The sequence below is a fragment of the Cupriavidus sp. D39 genome (genome assembly GCF_026627925.1).
Lineage (GTDB): Bacteria > Pseudomonadota > Gammaproteobacteria > Burkholderiales > Burkholderiaceae > Cupriavidus > Cupriavidus ulmosensis.
Genome location: NZ_JAPNLE010000009.1, coordinates 1,596,350 through 1,614,906 on the forward strand (window position 1 = coordinate 1,596,350; position 18,557 = coordinate 1,614,906).

The following is an 18,557-nucleotide window of genomic DNA, read 5'->3' on the forward strand; positions in this document are numbered from 1 at the left end:
GATGCGTCTCCACCCACCTTCCAATCCTTGCCTCTATCCGCTTGCTTCAGCCCTCCGCTTGCTTCAGCCCGCCACCTGCCGGAACGGATCCAGCCCCAGGTCGATCAGGCGCCGCTCGCGCACCACGATTTCCGCCGTGGCGGTCATGCCGTAGCGCAGCGGGTATTTGCTGTCCGCCACCGTGTAGTAGTCTTGCGCCAGCCGGACCCGCCCCTCGTACACCGGTTGCTTGTTCGCCCCCGCCAGCTTGGTCGCCGGCGAGATGTACTCGAGCGTGCCGGCGATCAGGCCATAGCGCTGGTAGGGAAAGGCGTTGAATTTCAGCTTGACGGGCAAGCCCTCGCGCAGGAAGGCGCGATCGCGCTCGGCAATCTCGATCTTTAGCACGGGGCGCGCGTTCTTGGGCGCGATGCCGCCCAATGGCGCATTGGCCAGGACCTTGTCACCGCGCTGCGTGGAGCTGACATCGGTGATCACGCCCGCCACGGGCGCCAGGATCAGCAGGAAGTTGTCCTTGTCGATATTCTCGAAACGGATGCGCGCCGCCGCCTCAGCAACCAGCCGCGCGGTCTGCACCTGCAGGCGCAGCTTGTCTTCCGTATTGGCTATCTCGCGCAGCGCGGCGTCGTACTGGATGCGCAGGTTGGTCAGCTCCTGGCTGCTGCCTTCGAGTTGCACGGTGGCCTGGTTGAATTCCTGGCTCAGCTTGGAATCCAGCTCCGCCAGCCGCGACTGGGCAATCTGCAGCGCGTTCTCCGCTTCCACAGCCGCGATCCGCTTGCTCTCCACCTGCGACTGCGAGACCCCGCCGCCGCCCGACAGCGCAAACAGGCGGGCATAGCGGTCCTGCTCCTGGCGTGCGAATTCACGAGCCCGCCGCGCGCTGTCCAGGTTGCTGCGCGCCTGCTGCAACTGTGCCCGCTGCTGCTCCGCAAGGCGGGTGGTGCCCTCCGCCGTACGATTCTCGTGCAGGCGCTCCGCCACATCGATCTGCTGCTTCAACGCCGCCGCCTTGCGCTCCATCAACAGCTTCTTGTCGGGAAACTGCTTCCACTCGCGCTCGGAATCCTGCAGCTTGAGCTGCGCCTCCAGCGCATTGGTGGCGGCCTCGATCGCGCCGCGCGCATTCAGCCGCGCCAGCACGTCGTCCTTGTTCACCGGCTGGCCCTCGGCCACATAGAGATCCGCCAGTTCTCCATCGACCGGCGCGTAGAACCGCCGCACTTCCGACTCCGGCGCGAGGGTGCCGTCCGCGGACACGATCACATCCGCGTGGCCCACGAACGACCAGACCAGCGCGCAGACGACCAGCGACACCATGACCAGCACGGAGATCTGCATCAGCTTCCAGGGCTCTGCGCTGAGAATGGCGATGCCCTCAGCGCTGTGGTCCTCGAGCGCCTCGGACAGCGGCTTAAGGCGATTGTCTCGGCTGTCGTCCTTCATCACCCTCCCCTCCAATCAATGCCAGCTTGGACTTGAGCAGCGCCGGGCTCAGCACCATGCGCAATTCCTGCAGGGAACGCCGCTGCAGCTCCGTCTCCGAATCGATATCCGCCTGGACCTGGCTCCATTGCGCCGTATCGCCAACCTTCAGTTGCGCGTAGATGCGCATGCCCTGGTGCGCCTGCGCGCTGGCATTGGACAGCAGGCGTGCCTGCGCGCGGAATTTGGCGGAGATGTCGGACTCCAGCCGCTGCTCGCCGCCGATGGCGCCATCGCGGCGATACTGGCGCCACGACGCAAGCGCGGCGTTCATCAGTTCCTGCGCGCGCCGGATCGCCGCATCGTGTATCGCCGCCACATCGGGCTCGACCGCCTTGAGGAAATAGGTATCCTCCGCGGGATCGAGCATGGCGTAGAACGACAGCAAGGCATCCTCGTTGCCATTGCCGCCGCGCGCCTTCTGCAACTCGGCGAACTGCGCAGCGACGGCCTGCTTGCGCGCGAGGTCCTTGGCGGCGGCCGCGGCCCATGGCCCCGTCTTTATCGCTTGCAGCCCGGCGAACGCCTTGGCGCTATCCCCCGCGCGCCAGGCCTTGTCCACCTCGGCGTACTGCCGCGCCAGTTCCGGCGTCGGCAGGCGGCTGGCCGCCAGTACGCGAAAGCGCGCCTGGAAGGGCGGCGTGGAAAAGCTGGCCTTGGCCATCTGGGCCATCAGCGGGCCCAGTGCCGCCGCGCGTGCCGCACTGTCCAGCGCGATGTACTGCCGCAGGTCCTCCTTGAGGCGATCCATGCCGGCGAGCCTTGGATACTTCTCCGCGTAGTCCGCCAGCACGGCCTGCAGCGCTTCGGGATGCTCGCCCGCCAACCCGGTGGCCAGCGATGCATTCAAGCGGTCGACGGCGGCCAGGTAGACCGAGTCGTCGCTTTGCAGCTTGCGCACATAGCTGAGCGCATCGGCATATGGCTCCCTGAATTGCGGCACATAGGCTGCAATGCGGTCCAGCGCGCGCTGGTGGGCGGGAGTGTCGTCATTCCAGTGCTTGAGCAACGCGCGGATGCTGGCCTCATCGGTGTAAATGCGGATCGGCGCGTCCACGCCTCCCCGGCCCGCCACGAAGCGGTTCAGCCGGCCAATCCAGTCGAGCTCCTCCAGCAGGCCGCGCGCGTCGGCATTGTGCGCGCCGAGCGTCTTCATGCGAGCCAGCGTCGCCTCGGCGCCATTGAAGTCGCGCCCCTGTAGCTTGGCGATCCATCCCGGCACCTGGTCACGCAGCAGCGCCTCGGTGCCCATCGCCCTGAACTGTGCATTGTCCGGGTGGCGCTCTAGATACGCGTCGGCCACGGCCGCGGCGCGGGCATGGTCGCCGCTGGCCATCAAGGACCTCATCTCGCGCTCGGGGGCGCCGCGCAAGTACAGGAAGAGCAGCAGCGCCACAACCGCCACGGCCACGACACCGCCCCAGCGCGCCGCGCGCTTCAGGCCGGCGCGCTCCGATGCGCCAAAACTGCTGCCTAGCCTGCCCATGACGAGCGCGAACTTGCCCTGCGCACGCGGCTTGTCCGTCGCGCCACCTTCGCCTTCCGGCTGGGGCAATGCCTCCTGATTGACCTCGTCTTCCTGCTGCGCGGCGTAGTCGACGCAGAAAATATCCAGGAAGGAGCCGGCAGCGGCGACGAACGTGGTCTTGTCGGGATCGTGCGTCGGGGCGGCGGGTTCTGGCGCCGCGGTGGGTGCAGCTGCCGGCGGGGCCAATGCCGCCGCCGGGCCCTGGGCAGGCACTTCGGCGCCATCGGGCGGCGGCGGGATCGAACTGGTCAGGGTTGCGTCGGTGGTGGCGGTGGCCTCGTTGCGTATGCCTACCCGATAGACAAAATGATTGCCGCCGAACGCGAGGAGATCTCTCTCGCCGAGCGCAACCGCGTGCTCATCCACCCGCTTGCCGTTGACGAAGGTCCCGTTGGTGCTGCCGAGGTCTTCGACAAATGGATCGTTCCCCTTCAGGAAGATGTGCGCATGACGGCGCGAGACATAGTTCACCTGGTGCGGATAGACCTCCTTGTAGCGGGAGAAAGTCTCGTCCGCCTTGCTGATCAGGTAGGGAAATCCAGCTACCTCGATCGGCTGCAGGCCAAGATCGTCGCGCTCAGGCACAAGCGTCAGCACCATCGGCGTGTGGCTCTGCGCCTGGACCGGCGCGCGCGAATGCAAGCGCACCCGGTAGGACAGCGCAGCGCCGAAGCGTAGTTCGTCGCCGTCGCGCAGCCTGGCTGGCTGCTGTGCCACGGTCGCGCCATTGACAGTGGTGCCGTTCTTGCTGCCCAGATCCGCGATATAGGCCGCGCCATGCTCGGAAAAGATGCGCGCGTGGCGGCGCGAGAGCACCGCGGCCACGTCGGCCGGGTATGCGGCGAAAGGCGCTTCCGCGCGGCCCACGGCGAACAGGCTCTCGTCGATGCGGATCTCGCCGAGCTCAGGGTTGGAGATGGCTTCGAGCACGATATCGAACGCCTGCCCCACCTTTGCCCGCATCTCGACAATCAGAGCTTCGTCTGGAGCCATGTTTCGATACCACCAACAGCGCGTGCCATGACGCGTACGCCAATGGCAAGCCATGTTTCATGGCGACGGCGCGAGCCTGTGCGGCCCGCTGCGTCGTGAACGTGTTGACTAAGGACATAGTAGGCCACGCTTGCCCGTAGTCAAACGTCCGCCGGCGGCGTATTTCGCGCCTTGCCGGGCTTGCCCGGCTTGCGTGCGCAACGGGTTGCAGCCCCTTACTTCGCGATCTGTTGCGACGTCTCTTTCGGCGCGTTGCTCACCTCGGTGCTTGGCCACCCGCCGCCAAGTGCCTTGTAGAGGGTGACAGTGTCAGCCAGGATTTGTTGGTGGTTGGCCAACAATTCCTGTTGCGCGCTCAGCAGCGATCGCTCGGTCTCGAATACATCGAGCTGGGACACCACGCCTTCCTTCAGCTGCGCCTCGATCTGCGCCGACACCACGCGCAATTGCGCTACCTGCTGCTGCAGTTCCACGCGTTGCTTTTTGTGCGCGTCGACATTGACCAGCGCGTTCTCCACTTCCTCGAACGCCGTAATCACGGTGCGGCCATATTCGTTCTCTGCCACCTTGGTCTGTGCCTCCGAGGTCTTCACCCGGGCACGCACGCCCGGGTCCAGCATGGGCAGGTTGATGCTCGGCATGAAGCCGAAGGTGAACGACTTCAACAGGTCGCTCAGCGCAAAGCTTGCCGTGCCGCCGCGGCCCGTCAGGCTGACGCTGGGCAGCTGCGCCAGGCGCGCCTGGCCGACCAGGTTGACGGACTCGAGCACGCGATATTCCGCCGCCACGATGTCAGGGCGCCGCGAGAGCAATTGCGACGGCAGGCCCGCCGGCACCGCCGGCAGCTGCACCCGCTCCTGCAGTCGCCCGGCCGGCACCTTGAACACGCCAGCCGGCACGCCCACCAGCGTGGCCAGCGCATTCTCGGAAATATCGCGCGAGCGGCGCAACTCCAGCAGGTCCTTGGTGAGCCGGTTGATCTCGGCCTGCTGCTGCATCACGCGGATCTTCGGGATCAGGCCGTTCTGGACCATGGCCTGGTAGGTGGTGAGGATCTGCTTGTTCCTCACCAGTGTCTTGCTCTGCTGATCGATCTGTTCGTCGAACTGCAGGATCTGGAAGTAGGTGGTGGACACGTTGGAGACCAGGGTGAGGTAGCCGGCACGCCAATCCGCTTCAGTCGCGTTGAATTCGGCCGTCTGGGCCTGCACCCCTTTTCCACCTTGCCCCAGATATCGATGTCCCAGTTGACCTGGGTGCCCAGGTTGTAGCTCTTGACGAGCGGCGTGCCTGTGCTCTTCTCGAAGCTCGCGCCGGCACCCAAGTCGAAGACCGGCAGCGCGCCGGCCCTGACCTCGGCAATCTGCGCGCCGGCCACCTTGATGCGCGCGGCCAGCACCTTGATGTCGTAGTTGCCCGCGATTGCCTTGTCGACCAGTCCATCGAGGTACGGATCCCGGAACGCCTGCCACCAGTTCGGCACGATCGTGTCCGACGGCGAAACCGTGATCGATCCCTGGCGCGCCCAGTCAGGCTTGGCCGGCGTTTCCGGCCGCTGGTACACCGGCGGACGAAAGTCGGCGCAAGCTGCCAGCACCAGCAGGCAGGCGCCAGCCGTCAGGCATCGCCGCAAAGCGGCGCGCGCACCGCGCACGACAAACAGGGGGAATGGTCTGACACGATCGCCTCCTGCGAGCGTCAGCGGGCTGAACATGACCCGGCGGGCACCGGCCCCCGTCAGCCACATCGCCGGCGCCAGCTGCGCCGGGTCAGTCACGGCCCGAATACAAAGGAGCCGCGCCATCAACTCGCCATGCATGCATTGTGTATCCGCTAGCGGCGCGATCCAACCTGTAAATGAAGGCCCTGCGGCAAGAAAAGGGCCGCCCTGCCCGGCACGCCGGGAGGGCGGCGGTGGCTTCAACGATAGATGTTGTTCTGGGCGTTCTGCGTTGAGCTCACGTGGGACTTGATGTCCTCGGCAAAGGCCGTGTTGTTGCCATTCATGTTGACGACGTTTTGCGTCTGCCCGATCAGCTGCTGGGCATTGAAGGTCGAGTCGATCTTGACCGCGCTGAAGACGGGCAGGAATGGCACGAAGCCGCCGCGCACGGCGCGCATGGCGCGGGCGTCGAGTTCTTCGGTGACGGACAGGTCCTTGATGGCGAGGGTGATAGTCATGGCAGTTCTCCGGGGTATTCAGTAGTTCGCGAATTCAGCGTGGGGCGTGGCCCGCGGCTCAATAGATGTTGTTGCTGGCGTTCTGGGTCGACTTCACGTGGGATTTGATGTCGTCGGCAAAGGCCGTATTGTTGCCGTTCATGTTGACGACATTCTGGGTCTGGCCGATCAGCTGCGAGGCGTTGAAGGTCGAGTCGATCTTGGTCAGGCTGAAGACGGGCATGAAGGGCACGAAGCCGCCGCGCACGGCGCGCATGGCGCGGGCGTCGAGTTCTTCGGTGACGGACAGGTCCTTGATGGCGAGGGTGGTAGTCATGGCAGTTCTCCGGGGTATTCAGTAGTTTGCGAATTCAGCGTGGGGCGTGGCCTGCGGCTCAATAGATGTTGTTGCTGGCGTTCTGCGTCGAGTCGACACGGGACTTGATGTCGGACACGAAGGCGGCGTTGTTGCCGTTCATGTTCACGACATTCTGGGTCTGGCCGATCAGCTGCGAGGCATTGAAGGTCGAGTCGAGCTTGACCGAGCTGAAGACGGGCATGAAGGGCACGAAGCCGCCGCGCACGGCGCGCATGGCGCGGGTGTCGAGTTCTTCGGTGACCGACAGGTCCTTGATGGCGAGGGTGGTAGTCATGGCAGTTCTCCTTGGGAGCGATTGGGACTTTGGTTCGTTTGGGTTGAGCATCTGTGCTGCGCTCGGGAGGTACAAACGCATGGAGTGTGCCAAGGCGGGCCATGCCATCGCAGATCGCCCGCAAACGCAGGCGGGGCTTGGGGAAAAGTTTTGTTGCGCCGGAAAAGAGGGGCCAGCAGGCCACGTGGGGCGGCCTGGATCTGATGGGCGGCGGCCAACACAACAGACACCATGTGTTTGCTCGCTGACGACAAACGCCTGGCCCACTCGACGCGCGCGGCCGGTGCAACGAAGACAGAGGGGAATTGTGTAGCGCGCGCCGCGCGGCAAGCGCGCAATGAGATCAGCAGTGAAGCGCCCCCGCGGCGCGCGTCATGCGGCGCCGTGAGAAACCAGGCTCGAAATCGAATTAGCGATCGGGGTCACTTCACATAGATCGTGATCTTCTTGGAGTAGATCGGCGGGTTGTGCGGGATGTGCTTGTCGTCGGCCATCAGCAGTTGCAGGGTATGTTTGCCGGGCGGCAGCTCGATCGTGGTCTCCGTCTCGCCGGCGCCGAAGTGCAGATGGTTGCGGTCGTTCGGGATTTCCTTGTCCATGGGCGGCAGGTCGGTATCGATCAGCAGGTGGTGATGGCCGCTGTTTGGAAACTTCACGCCGCGTGGCGCCACGCCCATGCCGCGCAACCCGAACCACACCTTGACCGGCTTGCCCGCCGGCAGGACCTGGTTGTTGTTGGGAAAGCCGATATACAGGTAGGCATGGGCGGGCGCGGGCGTGGTGTCCGCGATTGCGCCGGTCGGCATGCCACCGATCAGAAGCAGGCTGGCGGCGAGCGCAGCAGCCGGAATGAGCTTACGCATGGACTGTCCTCCCGTATCGTGCCGCCGGCCCGGCGGCCGGGGCCTTATCGAACGGTGATGGTGATCTTCTTGGAGTAGATCGGCGGGTCGTGGGGCTTGTGATCCTTGTCGCCGAGCAGCAACTGCAAGGTGTGCTTGCCCGGCGGCAGCTCGATCCGCGCCTCGGTCTCGCCGGCACCGAAGTGCAGGTGGTTCCGGTCGTTCGGAATCTCCTTGTCCATCGGCGGCAGGTCCGTGTCGATCAACAGGTGGTGGTGGCCGACGTTGGCCATGTCGATGCCCTTGGGAGCGACCCCCATATTGCGCAGGCCCATGCGCACCCAGAATTTGCCACCGTCGATCACGGCGCCGTCAGGCGGCCAGATGATGTAGGCCTCGGCATTGGGTGGGGATGTCGTGGACAACGAGATCGAGGGCAACGGAGCCAGCAGCGATGCTGCCAATGTGCCGAGCACGGTTCGCCTGTGCATACGATAGCCCTCCCGAACAACTTGTCTCGAAACGCGGTGCGTTCTTGCTATTGGTGCTTGGCTTTTGGCTTATTCGTTGATTGGCTTCAGGCCGCGGCGCACTGCATTTCGTCATCCAATTTTGTCATTCAGCTTAGAACGGAAAACTGCAAAAAGATACTTGGCGATACCCTGCATCGCGCCGGCGGCGCGCGGGCGTGAGATTGCTACGCCACCCCGTGTTGCGAAGCACCTCCGGATTCACAATCGCTGTGCTATGGTTGATTGAGCCAGCCCAGTGCCGCCCGCGCTGCATCACGTCGGCGCAAAGGACAAGGCGGGCCGGCCAGGTGATGGCCGGGCATCATCGCACTCGCGTGCCGCGTGACGCGCCGTTGGCACGTGGACCGCCGATGCACTTCGGCGCCGTACGAACAAGGCCTGAATATGTGGCGAAAACTCCTTGTCGTGTGCCTGCTCGGGTTGGCTGCGGCCGTGCGCGCCGAAGCCGGCATCGACACGCCAACCCTCACCGCCGAAGCAGAACACGCGGCCTCCGCCCCCGCGAGCGTTCCGGCCAGGCGCCTCGCCCTGGTCATTGGCAACGCCGCCTATGCGGACCAGCCGCTGCCCAACGCCGCCAATGACGCCCGGGCAATGCGCCGCGCATTGGCCGGGCTCGGTTTCGACGTCATGCTCCGCGAGAACCTGGACCGGGAAGGCATGGCACGTGCGCTTGCCGAATTCCGTCAGCGCCTGCAGGCCGGCGGCACGGGCTTGTTCTACTTCGCCGGACACGGCATCGAAGTCGCTGACAGCCCGGTGCTGATTCCGGTCGATGCCGGCAGCCGCACACCTGGCCGCCTGCTCACAGCGGGCACCGAGCTTGGCGCCGTGCTGGCCAGCATGTCGACGCCGCGACCGGACATGCTTAACGTGGTGATTCTCGATAGCTGCCTGGACAACCCCTATCGCGGCAGTGCCGTCAAGCCGGCCGCCGCCCCCGCCAACACGCTGATCGCCTATGCTACGGCCCCCGGCGTCGTGGCAGCCGAGGGCGCGCGGCATGGCGCGTTCACCGCCGCCCTGCTGCGCACGATGCGCATGCCCGGCCTCGATGCCGAGGCCGCCTTGCGCCGGGCTGGCGAAATCGTGAGCCAGCAAACCGGGCGGCGGCAGCAACCGTGGATGTCATCGTCGTTATCCGCCCCGCTCCGGCTCGCGGCGAACGCCGCGGCCACCAGCGACGATGCAGCCTTCACTCCCGCGCTCAGGCAAGCCGGTCCGCTGATCCTTGCACAGCATCGCGGCATCCTTCCCAAGGACAGCGACGAGCAGTACGAGCTGAGCTTCTGGGACTCCATCAAGAACAGCAATTTCGCGAGCGACTACGAGGCCTACCTGAAAGCCTATCCGAACGGCCGCTTCGCGCCGCTGGCACGCGCCAGGATCGAACGGCTGCGCGCGGCCGGGCCGCAGGCCGGCGCGCCTGCCGAGCGTGCGCGCACGCCAGGCGCCTCATCCGGGCAAGCCACCGCGCAAGGCACCGTCACGCCGCCGGCGCGCGCGCAGTCCGGCAAGGTGCAAGCGCCGCCTGCCGCGCCCCCACGAACGGCACCCGCTGCATCCGCTCCACCCGCCCCGGCCGCCCCGGCCGCAAGCGCGCCCGCACCCGCCACGCAACGTGCTGCCGCGGCCGGCGCCGTGACAGTCGACATCAAGCCGGGCGAGGTCAAGGACTGCCCGGCCTGCCCCGTGCTGCACAGCCTGCCGGCGGGCAGCTTCACCATGGGCAGCAACGGAGGCGACCCGACCGAAAAGCCGCCGCATCATGTCACCATCGGCCAGCCCTTTGCCATCGGCAAGTACGAAGTCACGGTGGAACAATGGGACGCCTGCGCCGACGCCGGCGCGTGCCAGCGCATCGCCACCGTGGCCAACGCGCCCAGGAACGCACCCGTGCGCGATGTAAGCTGGGACGATGCCCAGCAGTACGTCGCCTGGTTGAGCAAGGTCAGCGGCAAGCACTACCGCCTGCCGACCGAGGCCGAGTGGGAGTACGCCGCCCGGGGCGGCACCTCGACGCTCTACTGGTGGGGCGACCAGATGCGCAAGGGCACGGCCAACTGCAAGGACTGCGGCGAACCGTGGAATGCCGACGCGCCCGCCAACGTCGGCTCCTTTGCCGCCAATGGCTATGGCCTCCACGACATGAACGGCAGCGTGTGGGAATGGGTCGCCGACTGCTGGCACATCTCGTACAAGAACGCACCTGCCGACGGACGCGCCTGGGACGAGCCCGGCTGCAGCGTACGCGTGATCCGTGGCGGCTCGTGGCATGAAGGTGCAAGCTACATGCTCTCCTCCACGCGCTTCAAGTACAGCGCGAGCGTGCGCCAGTCGCAAAACGGCTTTCGCGTCTTGCGGGACCTGAAGTAGCCGCTGCAAGCGCCGCCTTGCTAGCGTGGCTTGGTGGATATCTGCACCATGTCGGCACCGATGTGGCTTTCTCCGTGCTTCGCCGCCATCGGACCCAGTTGCCGGTCGAGCGCGCGCAGGTAGTCCTGCCTGGACTCGGACTCCGGGCGCAGCGCGTCGAACAGCGGCGCTGGCGTGGTGATCAGCACGATCAGCTCCGTGCCGAACGGCTTCGAGATCACCCAGTCGCCCAGGCTGCCCACGGCAGCGGTGTAGCTGGCGGGCGCCTGGTTGGCCTTGGCGCGCTCGCTCGGCACCATATGCACGACCTTGCCATCGGCCATGTAGTAGTCGACGTAGACATAGGTGTCGTACGGTGGCGTGGTGATGTCCACGATCAGTGGCGTGCCCTCGGTCAGTTGCGCGCCGGGCTCCCGGGTGTGGATCGTGGTCAGGGCCGCGCCGGTACGGCGCCCCGACCAGTAGGGCGAGATCAGCTTGACCACGTCGCACTTGTCATCGCCAAGCGGCTGCACGTCCAGGTTCAGCGTCTGCACGCCGGGCACCGCACTCAGCTCATCTTTCAGCCGCTTGATGCCGAAGCGCTCCGCTACGTAGCCACCCACCTGGAGTACATGGTCCTGCCCGGTGGCCGACAGCAGCGAGCAAGGCGCGCGCGCCAGCACCGGCGCCACGGCCTGCATGGAGAGCGCGCGCTCGGCCTTGGCTTCCTGGCGCGGTTGCGCCGGCGAGCCCGGCGCAGCGGATGGCGCCGCTGCGTCTTCCGGAGCCGCAGATCCGACCGCGCCTGCAGCGGACTGCGCTGCAGGCTGCTGGCCCTCCAGCGCGCCGCGCGAGCGCCACACGTAGTAACCCAACCCGCCGGCCACCAGCAAGCCGGCCACGGACGCCGCGCCCAGCTTGGCCATCGGCATGCCACCACGGCGCTCGGTGCCCATCTCAGCCAGGAAGCGCGCCACGGTAGGCGTGCGCGTCGCGCGATCGAAGGACAGCGCCGCGCGCAGCGCACGCCACTGCCCGCGGCTGAGCACCTTCGGGCGCTGTGGCTTGAGTCCCGCGCCGCGCGCCTGGTTGGCCGACAACCGCTCGTAGGGGTGCTTGCCCGTCAGCAGTTCGTAGGTCACGCAGGCCAGCGCGTAGATGTCGTCACGCGGATCCGGCTCGCGATGCTCGAACATCTCTGGGCTGGCATAGGCGGGGGTCATGCCACCGAGCGTGCCCGGATCGAACACAGTCGGGTCCGCATCGTCAGCCGGTTGCTGGAAGACGCGCGCGATGCCGAAATCGATCACCTTCACTTCGCCGCTATCGGTGAGGAAGACATTGGCGGGCTTGAAGTCGCAGTGGACGAAGCCACGCTCGTGCGCATAGGACAAGGCCCGGCCCATGCCGGTGATGATCGGCAGCGCCTTGGCGTAAGGCATGCCGACAAAGTCCGGTGCGCGCAAGACGCGATTGAGCGACTTGCCGGACAGGTACTCCATGGTCAGGTACACCACCGAGCCGTCGCGGTCGAAGTCATAGACCGTCACGATATTGCGATGCGCCAGCGTCTGCGCCTTGCGCGCCTCACGCTGCAGCGCGATCAGCGATTTCGGATGACCGCGGAACTGCACATTGAGGACCTTGATGGCGATGTAGGGCTTGCGGTCCGAGGCCTCGAGCTTGCGCAGGTCGAGTGCCTTGTAGACCGTTCCCATGCCGCCCACGCCCAGGCACTCCTCCAGCACGAAGCGGCCATTCAAGGTGTCGCCCACCCCTTTGGTCTGCTCCGCCCCGGCAATCGCCTGGTCGGCCGGCGGCGGCGGCGCCGAGGAAGGCGCTGACGCCATGCCGGCGTGAGCAGTCTGCACGCGGGTTTCCTCGCCGCCCTCCTCGAACTGGGTTGCCCCGCGGCGCTCGATGCGCCTCAGCACTTCTTCATAGACGCCAGGCGGCAGCGGGAAGCGGGTGTTCTCCTCGCTAAGCATGTCCGCCAGCTGCGTCGCGCTGGCCTGGTCCACGGCCAAGGTGCTGTCAATGCGGGCCAACAGCTCGTCGTGCGACAGACCACCGCTTTGGAAGGTACGTATCAGGTCTGGAATGCTAGGCATCGATGCAGCCGCGACGTGATTGCGCGAAGTTGCGCATTGAGCGCCCACTCGCCCTTCTACGGCGAGTACCTGCCCACGATGGATACTAGTGCGCACTCATGCCAATCGCAAACCCCTCGTGCATTGCATCAACGCCGGCAAGCCACGCAAGCGGCACGATGGCGCCGCAAGAGCAGCCACCTGTCGCGCATGCGCGAACACACGGTGTTGTTGTGTTGGCCGCCGCCCATCAGATCCAAGCCGCCCCACGTGGCCTGCTGGCCCCTCTTTTCCGGCGCAACAAAACTTTTCCCCAAGCCCCGCCTGCGTTTGCGGGCGATCTGCGATGGCATGGCCCGCCTTGGCACACTCCATGCGTTTGTACCTCCCGAGCGCAGCACAGATGCTCAACCCAAACGAACCAAAGTCCCAATCGCTCCCAAGGAGAACTGCCATGACTACCACCCTCGCCATCAAGGACCTGTCGGTCACCGAAGAACTCGACACCCGCGCCATGCGCGCCGTGCGCGGCGGCTTCGTGCCCTTCATGCCCGTCTTCAGCTCGGTCAAGCTCGACTCGACCTTCAATGCCTCGCAGCTGATCGGCCAGACCCAGAATGTCGTGAACATGAACGGCAACAACGCCGCCTTCGTGTCCGACATCAAGTCCCGTGTCGACTCGACGCAGAACGCCAGCAACAACATCTATTGAGCCGCAGGCCACGCCCCACGCTGAATTCGCAAACCACTGAATACCCCGGAGAACTGCCATGACTACCACCCTCGCCATCAAGGACCTGTCCGTCACCGAAGAACTCGACGCCCGCGCCATGCGCGCCGTGCGCGGCGGCTTCGTGCCCTTCATGCCCGTCTTCAGCCTGACCAAGATCGACTCGACCTTCAACGCCTCGCAGCTGATCGGCCAGACCCAGAATGTCGTCAACATGAACGGCAACAACACGGCCTTTGCCGACGACATCAAATCCCATGTGAAGTCGACGCAGAACGCCAGCAACAACATCTATTGAATGGTCCCGGCACCCGCGCGAGGCGGCCCCGCCGCCTCCGTTGCCAGCCGGTTCCAGCCATTTCCAGTGATCAAGTGAAGTCTAGGAGAACCATCATGTCATCCATCATCGTGCGCGACCTCGCCCTGAACCAAGACCTCGACAGCAAGTCGCTAGCCGCGGTGCGCGGCGGCGCCAATTCCTGGTTGCAAGGACTGGGCCCGGTGGCCAACGTCAATGTCAACGTCAACCAGAACATCGCCCAGTTGCAGAGCATCAACGTGAACACGCTCAACAACGTCGGCGTGATCGGCGCCGGCTTTGGGCCGCTGAGCATCGACGTCAACCCGTCGCAGTGGGCCGCCACCCACGCCGCGGTCTGAGCGACATGCGCCCCGCTCCGTGGAAACCCAAGGGTTTCCACGGCTGTTGCGCACGAGTTGGCACTGCCCCGGAGGTAAAACCCGTGGCCTATACTGATCTGGCTGGGCTTGCCGCATCGCGCGCACCCACCCGGCGAACCCCGGCCGCGCCGGCCTTCGCCACCCTGCAGGAGGAAGTCATGGCCGTCATCGTCATCAAGGATTTGCCGGACAGCGTGGATCTCGACAGAGAAGCCATGGTGGCAATCACAGGCGGCGCGAGAGCGCGCGCCGGTCATGCATGGACGTCGCGCAAGCTCGGGGGAGCCTTGCGCGTCATCAGCTATCCGGAGGGCTTTCCAGGCCAACCGCTGGCAGGCACGCAGGCGCGGCCGGCCGGGGACATCAAGCGCAAGTAAGCCGAATCAGAAGCGCAAGGCAGCGATATTCTGCCCTCCGCGCCCGTTGCCCTGTCGGCAACGGGCGTCAGTCTTTTGGGCGCTTGGTTTTGCGCAGCTTTGGCGGCTAACGTGGCGCGTTGCGCTCGATCCATTTGCGCGAAAGGAACCGCCGGTCGCCAGCCTACAGCGCCGCCAGCGGATGCTCGCCGTGCGCCCAGGGGCTGTCGAAGAAGGCGCGCACGCGCTCGCGGGTCACCTCGTCGAGACGAGCGGGCTGCCACTTCGGCGCGTGGTCCTTGTCGACCGCCAGCGCGCGAATGCCTTCCACGCCATCGCCGTGGCGGAACACGTAGTACATCATGTCCAGCTCCATGCGCAGTTCGTCGTTCAGCGCCATGGTGCGGGCGCGGCGGATCTGCTCCAGCGTGACGTTGAGCATCAGCGGTGAACGGGCGCGCAGCATGGCGGCGGTCTGCGCGGCCCAGTCGGAGCCGCCGTCGCTCACCGCTGCCACGATCCCGGTCACCGAAGCACCGGCGAACAGGTGGTCGATCTCGTCCTGCAGCATGGCCAGGTGGCTTTCGCCCGGCGGGCAGGCGGCACGGTGCGCCGCGGTGGCTTCGTCGATACAGGCCAGCACGGCATCGCCATCGGCAAACTGGCGCGCGCGCAGCACGTCCACCAGTTCGGCCAAGGCGTTACTCGGCAGGTAGGCATCGGCCAGGCCCGCGTAGAGCGCATCGGCGGCATGGATCATGGCGCCGGTCAGGCCCAGGTACTCGCCCAGGCGGCCGGGCGTGCGCGACAGGAACCAGCCGCCGCCCACGTCCGGGAACAAGCCGATGTTGGTTTCGGGCATCGCCATCTTGGTCCGCTCGGTCACCAGGCGCCGGCGCGCGCCTTGCGAGATGCCCATGCCGCCGCCCATCACCACGCCGTCCATCAGCGCGATGTAAGGCTTGGCGTAGGTATGGATCAGGTGGTTGAGCGCGTATTCCTCGACGAAGAACTGGTCGAGCGCCGGATCGCCGGCGAGCGCGGCCTTGTGGAAGAAGCGGATGTCGCCACCGGCGCAAAGGCTTTGCCGCCGGCGCCGGCGATGACCACGGCCACCACCTCCGGCGCCACCTCCCAGTCATTGAGCGCCGTGGTGATGGCGCGAATCATCTCGAGCGACAGCGCGTTGAGCGCCTGGGGCCGGTTCAGCGTCAGGTAGCCGATGCCACCCTGGATCTCGCTTGTGACCAAGTCAGTCATGTCTCTTTTCTCCGCGAATGCAACCCACGACTTTACACCAGCCAAGCTGCGGGCCGCACCCCGAGCGGCGTTGGCGGCGCCGCTTTCAGGCCACCCTTCAGGCCACCCGAAACGCGGACATCAGCCCGGTGAGCCGCTGCGCCTGGTCCTCCAGCGAAGCCGCTGCCGCGGCGGCCTGCTCCACCAGCGCGGCGTTCTGCTGGGTCATGCCGTCCATCTGCGCCACCGCCTGGTTGACCTGCTCGATGCCCCGCGACTGCTCATCGGACGCGGAGCTGATGCCGCCCATGATGCCGCTCACGCGGCGCACGGCGCCCACCATTTCCTGCATCACCTGCCCTGCCTGCTCGACCATCTCGCCACCGGCGCGCACGCGCGACACCGAGTCGCCGATCAGCGTGCGGATCTCCTTGGACGCGCCCGCGCAGCGCTGCGAGAGATCGCGCACATCGCCCGCGACTACCGCGAAGCCACGTCCGTGCTCGCCGGCCCGCGCGGCTTCCACCGCCGCGTTGAGGGCGAGGATATTGGTCTGGAACGCGATCTTCTCGATCACGTCGATGATGTCGACGATCTTGTTGGCGCTGGCGTCGATCGCCTGCATGGTGCTGGCCACGCGCGCCACCGCGTCGCTGCCACGCTCGGCCAGGCCGGTGGCGTTGCTGGCCAGGTCATTGGCCTCGCGCGCGCTGTCCGCATTCTGGCGCACCGTGCCCGTGAGTTCCTCCATGCTGGACGCCGTCTCCTCGAGCGATGCAGCCTGCTGCTCCGTGCGCTGCGACAGATCGCTGTTGCCGCTGGCAATCTGCTTGCTGGCAGCGGCAATGGAGTCGGCCCCGCCACGTACGTCGGCCACCATCGCGGCGAGGCTTTCCTGCATGCGGCCGAGCATGGCAAGCATGCGGCCGGTTTCGCTGCGCTCGCCCTCGGCACCGGAAGCAGAGGCGGAGGCGGAGGCGGCGCCATCCGCCTTCGCGCCAAGATCGCCGGCGGCGATACGCTCGAAGCGGGCAATGGCCACATCCAGCGGCCCCACGATGGAGCGGCGCAGGCGCCAGGCCACCACGGTGCTGAAGCACAGGCCGAACAGCAGCACGCCGATCGACAGCGAGCGCAGCGTGGTGTAGCGCTCCTGCGAGCCGTGATAGACCTCCTGCGCACCGGCGAGCTGCAGCTTGCCCAGTTCGGTGTTGACGGCCGTAAAGGCAATATCAAGCTTGGGAATGGTCTCCAGCACAGCGCGCATCACCGCCTCCCGGTCGCCTTGCTTGAGCGCCGCGATCATCGGCGACACGCCTTGCGTGAACAACGCCTCACGCTTGGCGGCTACGTCCGCGGCCGCGCGGGCTTCCTCCGCTGAACGCGGCAACGCCAGGTAGGCCTGCCAGGCGGCGTCGGACTGGCGCGCAAACCCCTGCGCGGTATCGGCGCGCGCACGGGCGTCGGCGGGATCGGCGGCAAAGGTGGCCTGGTCGAGCAAGACGCGTACGAGCAACTGGTTGGAACGCGCCTCGGCCAGGTTGACCGCGGCGGCGAGTTGCTGCTGGTAGATCTGCCGCGTGGCGTCATTGCTGCGCGACATGCCAAGCCAGCCTACGGCCCCGACAATCAGCAACAATGCATTGGTGACGATAGTCAGAATCCACAATCTTGTGCCGATAGTAGTGTTGCGAAACATGAGGGCTCCCCGTTGGATTTAGTGCTGATGCGGCTGCGTTTTTGGCCGCCCCGCTATAACGGCGCCCCTCGCCGCGCCTTGACCCCGCGCATGCTGATATTCAGTCGTGCAAAATGGTCAGTAATGCGAATGTGCGCGGTAAGCATTCCGGGGTGCATCAGCGTGCGCATCTGGCAACGCCGCACGGGCGTATAGAGGATCGCCTCAAGACAAAACAGACAGAATCGGGCAACACTTTGCGCATGACACCGTCAACAATCGATCCCGGCCTGATCCTGCTGGCATTCGCGCCGGTCTTCCTGCTGACCATCGGCGCGGAGGCCTGGTACTGGGCGCGCCGCGACCCCGCCATCTACAGCCTGCGCGATACCGCATCCAACGCCGCGCTGGCGTTGATGCACCAGGCGTCGGACGCGTTCTTCCTGTGGCTGATGGTGCGCACGGTCTACACATGGAGCTACCAGCATGGCCTGAAGGCGATGCCGCAGACCGTCTGGTCGTTCCTGCTCCTTCTGCTCTTGCAGGATTTCCTTTATTACTGGTTTCATCGCGCCAGCCATCGGGTACGCTGGATGTGGGCTTCGCACGTCACCCATCATTCCTCGGAGGGCATGAATTTCTCGACGGCGTTCCGCCAGAGCCTCACGTATCCGCTCTCGGGCATGTGGCTGTTCTGGATTCCGCTGGCGCTGATCGGTTTCACGCCCGACTGGGTGATCCTGGCAGTTGGGCTGAACCTGGCCTTCCAGTTTTTCGTGCACACCCGGTTGGGCGGACGCTGGCGCCGGCTCGAATGGCTGGCCAATACGCCCTCGGTCCACCGGGTGCACCATGCGCGCAACCCGCAGTACATCGACCGCAACTATGCGGGTGTGCTGACCGTGTGGGACCGCATGTTCGGCTCCTTCGTGCCCGAAGAGGCGCCGCCCGAATACGGCATAACGCGGCGCATCGCGAGCCATAACCCGATCACCCTCACCTTCCATGAATGGCGCGACATGTTCACGGACGCGTGGCGTCATCGCGACCTGCGCCATCTCTGGAAGCCGCCAGAGTGGCGTCATCCGCGCGATATGGCCGGGGACGTGTCGCGGACCGCCACCGCGTTCGGGACGGATCGCAGCCAGGACGCCTGATGGCTGGATCGCTCGATTGCCAGAGGCGCCACGAAAAACAGCCAACAAAAAACCGCGCACAAGGCGCGGTTTTT

15 protein-coding genes and 2 pseudogenes are annotated in these 18,557 nt (G+C 65.9%); 6 read left to right on the forward strand and 11 right to left on the reverse strand.

Features of this window, described 5'->3' with window-relative positions; genetic code table 11:
• Positions 1-63: 63 nt before the first annotated feature.
• From OMK73_RS19370 to OMK73_RS19405, 8 genes and pseudogenes are all read right to left on the reverse strand, one after another.
• Complete coding sequence (locus tag OMK73_RS19370) at positions 64-1,446, reverse strand: HlyD family efflux transporter periplasmic adaptor subunit (protein WP_267603547.1); 1,383 nt, start codon at positions 1,444-1,446, stop codon at positions 64-66.
• Entirely contained in the window at positions 1,415-4,006 is a 2,592-nt protein-coding gene (locus OMK73_RS19375; protein ID WP_267603548.1) for an FHA domain-containing protein, read from the reverse strand. The genes OMK73_RS19370 and OMK73_RS19375 overlap by 32 nt, the downstream gene beginning before the upstream one ends.
• Positions 4,007-4,221: 215 nt before the next feature.
• Positions 4,222-5,720 (reverse strand): annotated as a pseudogene (locus tag OMK73_RS19380) (efflux transporter outer membrane subunit).
• A 206-nt stretch (positions 5,721-5,926) separates the two neighbouring features.
• Positions 5,927-6,187: a hypothetical protein gene (locus tag OMK73_RS19385; protein WP_267603549.1), complete on the reverse strand. Its 261-nt coding sequence runs from the start codon at positions 6,185-6,187 to the stop codon at positions 5,927-5,929.
• A 58-nt stretch (positions 6,188-6,245) separates the two neighbouring features.
• On the reverse strand, positions 6,246-6,503 hold the full coding sequence (locus OMK73_RS19390; protein WP_267603550.1) for a hypothetical protein: 258 nt from the start codon (positions 6,501-6,503) through the stop codon (positions 6,246-6,248).
• A 58-nt stretch (positions 6,504-6,561) separates the two neighbouring features.
• Positions 6,562-6,819 (reverse strand): hypothetical protein, encoded by a 258-nt coding sequence (locus OMK73_RS19395; protein ID WP_267603551.1) that lies wholly within the window; start codon positions 6,817-6,819, stop codon positions 6,562-6,564.
• Positions 6,820-7,241: 422 nt separating this feature from the next.
• Positions 7,242-7,682 (reverse strand): DUF4399 domain-containing protein, encoded by a 441-nt coding sequence (locus tag OMK73_RS19400; protein WP_267603552.1) that lies wholly within the window; start codon positions 7,680-7,682, stop codon positions 7,242-7,244.
• Positions 7,683-7,726: 44 nt separating this feature from the next.
• Positions 7,727-8,152 carry a DUF4399 domain-containing protein gene (locus tag OMK73_RS19405; protein ID WP_267603553.1) on the reverse strand — a complete coding sequence of 142 codons (426 nt, stop codon included), beginning with the start codon at positions 8,150-8,152 and terminating at the stop codon, positions 7,727-7,729.
• A 426-nt stretch (positions 8,153-8,578) separates the two neighbouring features.
• Between OMK73_RS19405 and OMK73_RS19410 the strand changes: the two genes are divergently transcribed.
• On the forward strand, positions 8,579-10,570 hold the full coding sequence (locus tag OMK73_RS19410; protein WP_267603554.1) for an SUMF1/EgtB/PvdO family nonheme iron enzyme: 1,992 nt from the start codon (positions 8,579-8,581) through the stop codon (positions 10,568-10,570).
• A gap of 20 nt (positions 10,571-10,590) precedes the next feature.
• Here OMK73_RS19410 and OMK73_RS19415 read toward each other — a convergent pair whose 3' ends face one another.
• Positions 10,591-12,663: a serine/threonine protein kinase gene (locus OMK73_RS19415; RefSeq protein WP_267603555.1), complete on the reverse strand. Its 2,073-nt coding sequence runs from the start codon at positions 12,661-12,663 to the stop codon at positions 10,591-10,593.
• A gap of 433 nt (positions 12,664-13,096) precedes the next feature.
• Between OMK73_RS19415 and OMK73_RS19420 the strand changes: the two genes are divergently transcribed.
• From OMK73_RS19420 to OMK73_RS19435, 4 genes are all read left to right on the forward strand, one after another.
• Complete coding sequence (locus OMK73_RS19420) at positions 13,097-13,354, forward strand: hypothetical protein (protein ID WP_267603551.1); 258 nt, start codon at positions 13,097-13,099, stop codon at positions 13,352-13,354.
• Positions 13,355-13,412: 58 nt separating this feature from the next.
• Complete coding sequence (locus OMK73_RS19425; RefSeq protein WP_267603550.1) at positions 13,413-13,670, forward strand: hypothetical protein; 258 nt, start codon at positions 13,413-13,415, stop codon at positions 13,668-13,670.
• A 95-nt stretch (positions 13,671-13,765) separates the two neighbouring features.
• Positions 13,766-14,032 carry a hypothetical protein gene (locus OMK73_RS19430; protein ID WP_267603556.1) on the forward strand — a complete coding sequence of 89 codons (267 nt, stop codon included), beginning with the start codon at positions 13,766-13,768 and terminating at the stop codon, positions 14,030-14,032.
• Between the two features lie 179 nt (positions 14,033-14,211).
• Positions 14,212-14,430: a hypothetical protein gene (locus tag OMK73_RS19435; RefSeq protein ID WP_267603557.1), complete on the forward strand. Its 219-nt coding sequence runs from the start codon at positions 14,212-14,214 to the stop codon at positions 14,428-14,430.
• Positions 14,431-14,593: 163 nt separating this feature from the next.
• Here the strand turns inward: OMK73_RS19435 and OMK73_RS19440 are convergent.
• Together OMK73_RS19440 and OMK73_RS19445 are read right to left on the reverse strand one after the other, a co-directional pair.
• Positions 14,594-15,669: pseudogene (locus OMK73_RS19440) on the reverse strand (enoyl-CoA hydratase/isomerase family protein).
• 97 nt (positions 15,670-15,766) lie between these two features.
• Positions 15,767-17,347: a methyl-accepting chemotaxis protein gene (locus OMK73_RS19445; RefSeq protein WP_267603558.1), complete on the reverse strand. Its 1,581-nt coding sequence runs from the start codon at positions 17,345-17,347 to the stop codon at positions 15,767-15,769.
• Between the two features lie 242 nt (positions 17,348-17,589).
• Between OMK73_RS19445 and OMK73_RS19450 the strand changes: the two genes are divergently transcribed.
• Complete coding sequence (locus OMK73_RS19450; RefSeq protein ID WP_267603559.1) at positions 17,590-18,483, forward strand: sterol desaturase family protein; 894 nt, start codon at positions 17,590-17,592, stop codon at positions 18,481-18,483.
• Positions 18,484-18,557 lie beyond the last annotated feature (74 nt).

Coding starts and splice junctions, on each gene's coding strand:
- OMK73_RS19430 (WP_267603556.1), top strand. CDS start 13,766: ATGTCATCCATCATCGTGCGCGACCTCGCCCTGAACCAAGACCTCGAC.
- OMK73_RS19400 (WP_267603552.1), bottom strand. CDS start 7,682: ATGCGTAAGCTCATTCCGGCTGCTGCGCTCGCCGCCAGCCTGCTTCTG.
- OMK73_RS19370 (WP_267603547.1), bottom strand. CDS start 1,446: ATGAAGGACGACAGCCGAGACAATCGCCTTAAGCCGCTGTCCGAGGCG.
- OMK73_RS19445 (WP_267603558.1), bottom strand. CDS start 17,347: ATGTTTCGCAACACTACTATCGGCACAAGATTGTGGATTCTGACTATC.
- OMK73_RS19450 (WP_267603559.1), top strand. CDS start 17,590: ATGACACCGTCAACAATCGATCCCGGCCTGATCCTGCTGGCATTCGCG.
- OMK73_RS19415 (WP_267603555.1), bottom strand. CDS start 12,663: ATGCCTAGCATTCCAGACCTGATACGTACCTTCCAAAGCGGTGGTCTG.
- OMK73_RS19385 (WP_267603549.1), bottom strand. CDS start 6,187: ATGACTATCACCCTCGCCATCAAGGACCTGTCCGTCACCGAAGAACTC.
- OMK73_RS19425 (WP_267603550.1), top strand. CDS start 13,413: ATGACTACCACCCTCGCCATCAAGGACCTGTCCGTCACCGAAGAACTC.
- OMK73_RS19435 (WP_267603557.1), top strand. CDS start 14,212: ATGGCCGTCATCGTCATCAAGGATTTGCCGGACAGCGTGGATCTCGAC.
- OMK73_RS19420 (WP_267603551.1), top strand. CDS start 13,097: ATGACTACCACCCTCGCCATCAAGGACCTGTCGGTCACCGAAGAACTC.
- OMK73_RS19395 (WP_267603551.1), bottom strand. CDS start 6,819: ATGACTACCACCCTCGCCATCAAGGACCTGTCGGTCACCGAAGAACTC.
- OMK73_RS19410 (WP_267603554.1), top strand. CDS start 8,579: ATGTGGCGAAAACTCCTTGTCGTGTGCCTGCTCGGGTTGGCTGCGGCC.
- OMK73_RS19405 (WP_267603553.1), bottom strand. CDS start 8,152: ATGCACAGGCGAACCGTGCTCGGCACATTGGCAGCATCGCTGCTGGCT.
- OMK73_RS19390 (WP_267603550.1), bottom strand. CDS start 6,503: ATGACTACCACCCTCGCCATCAAGGACCTGTCCGTCACCGAAGAACTC.
- OMK73_RS19375 (WP_267603548.1), bottom strand. CDS start 4,006: ATGGCTCCAGACGAAGCTCTGATTGTCGAGATGCGGGCAAAGGTGGGG.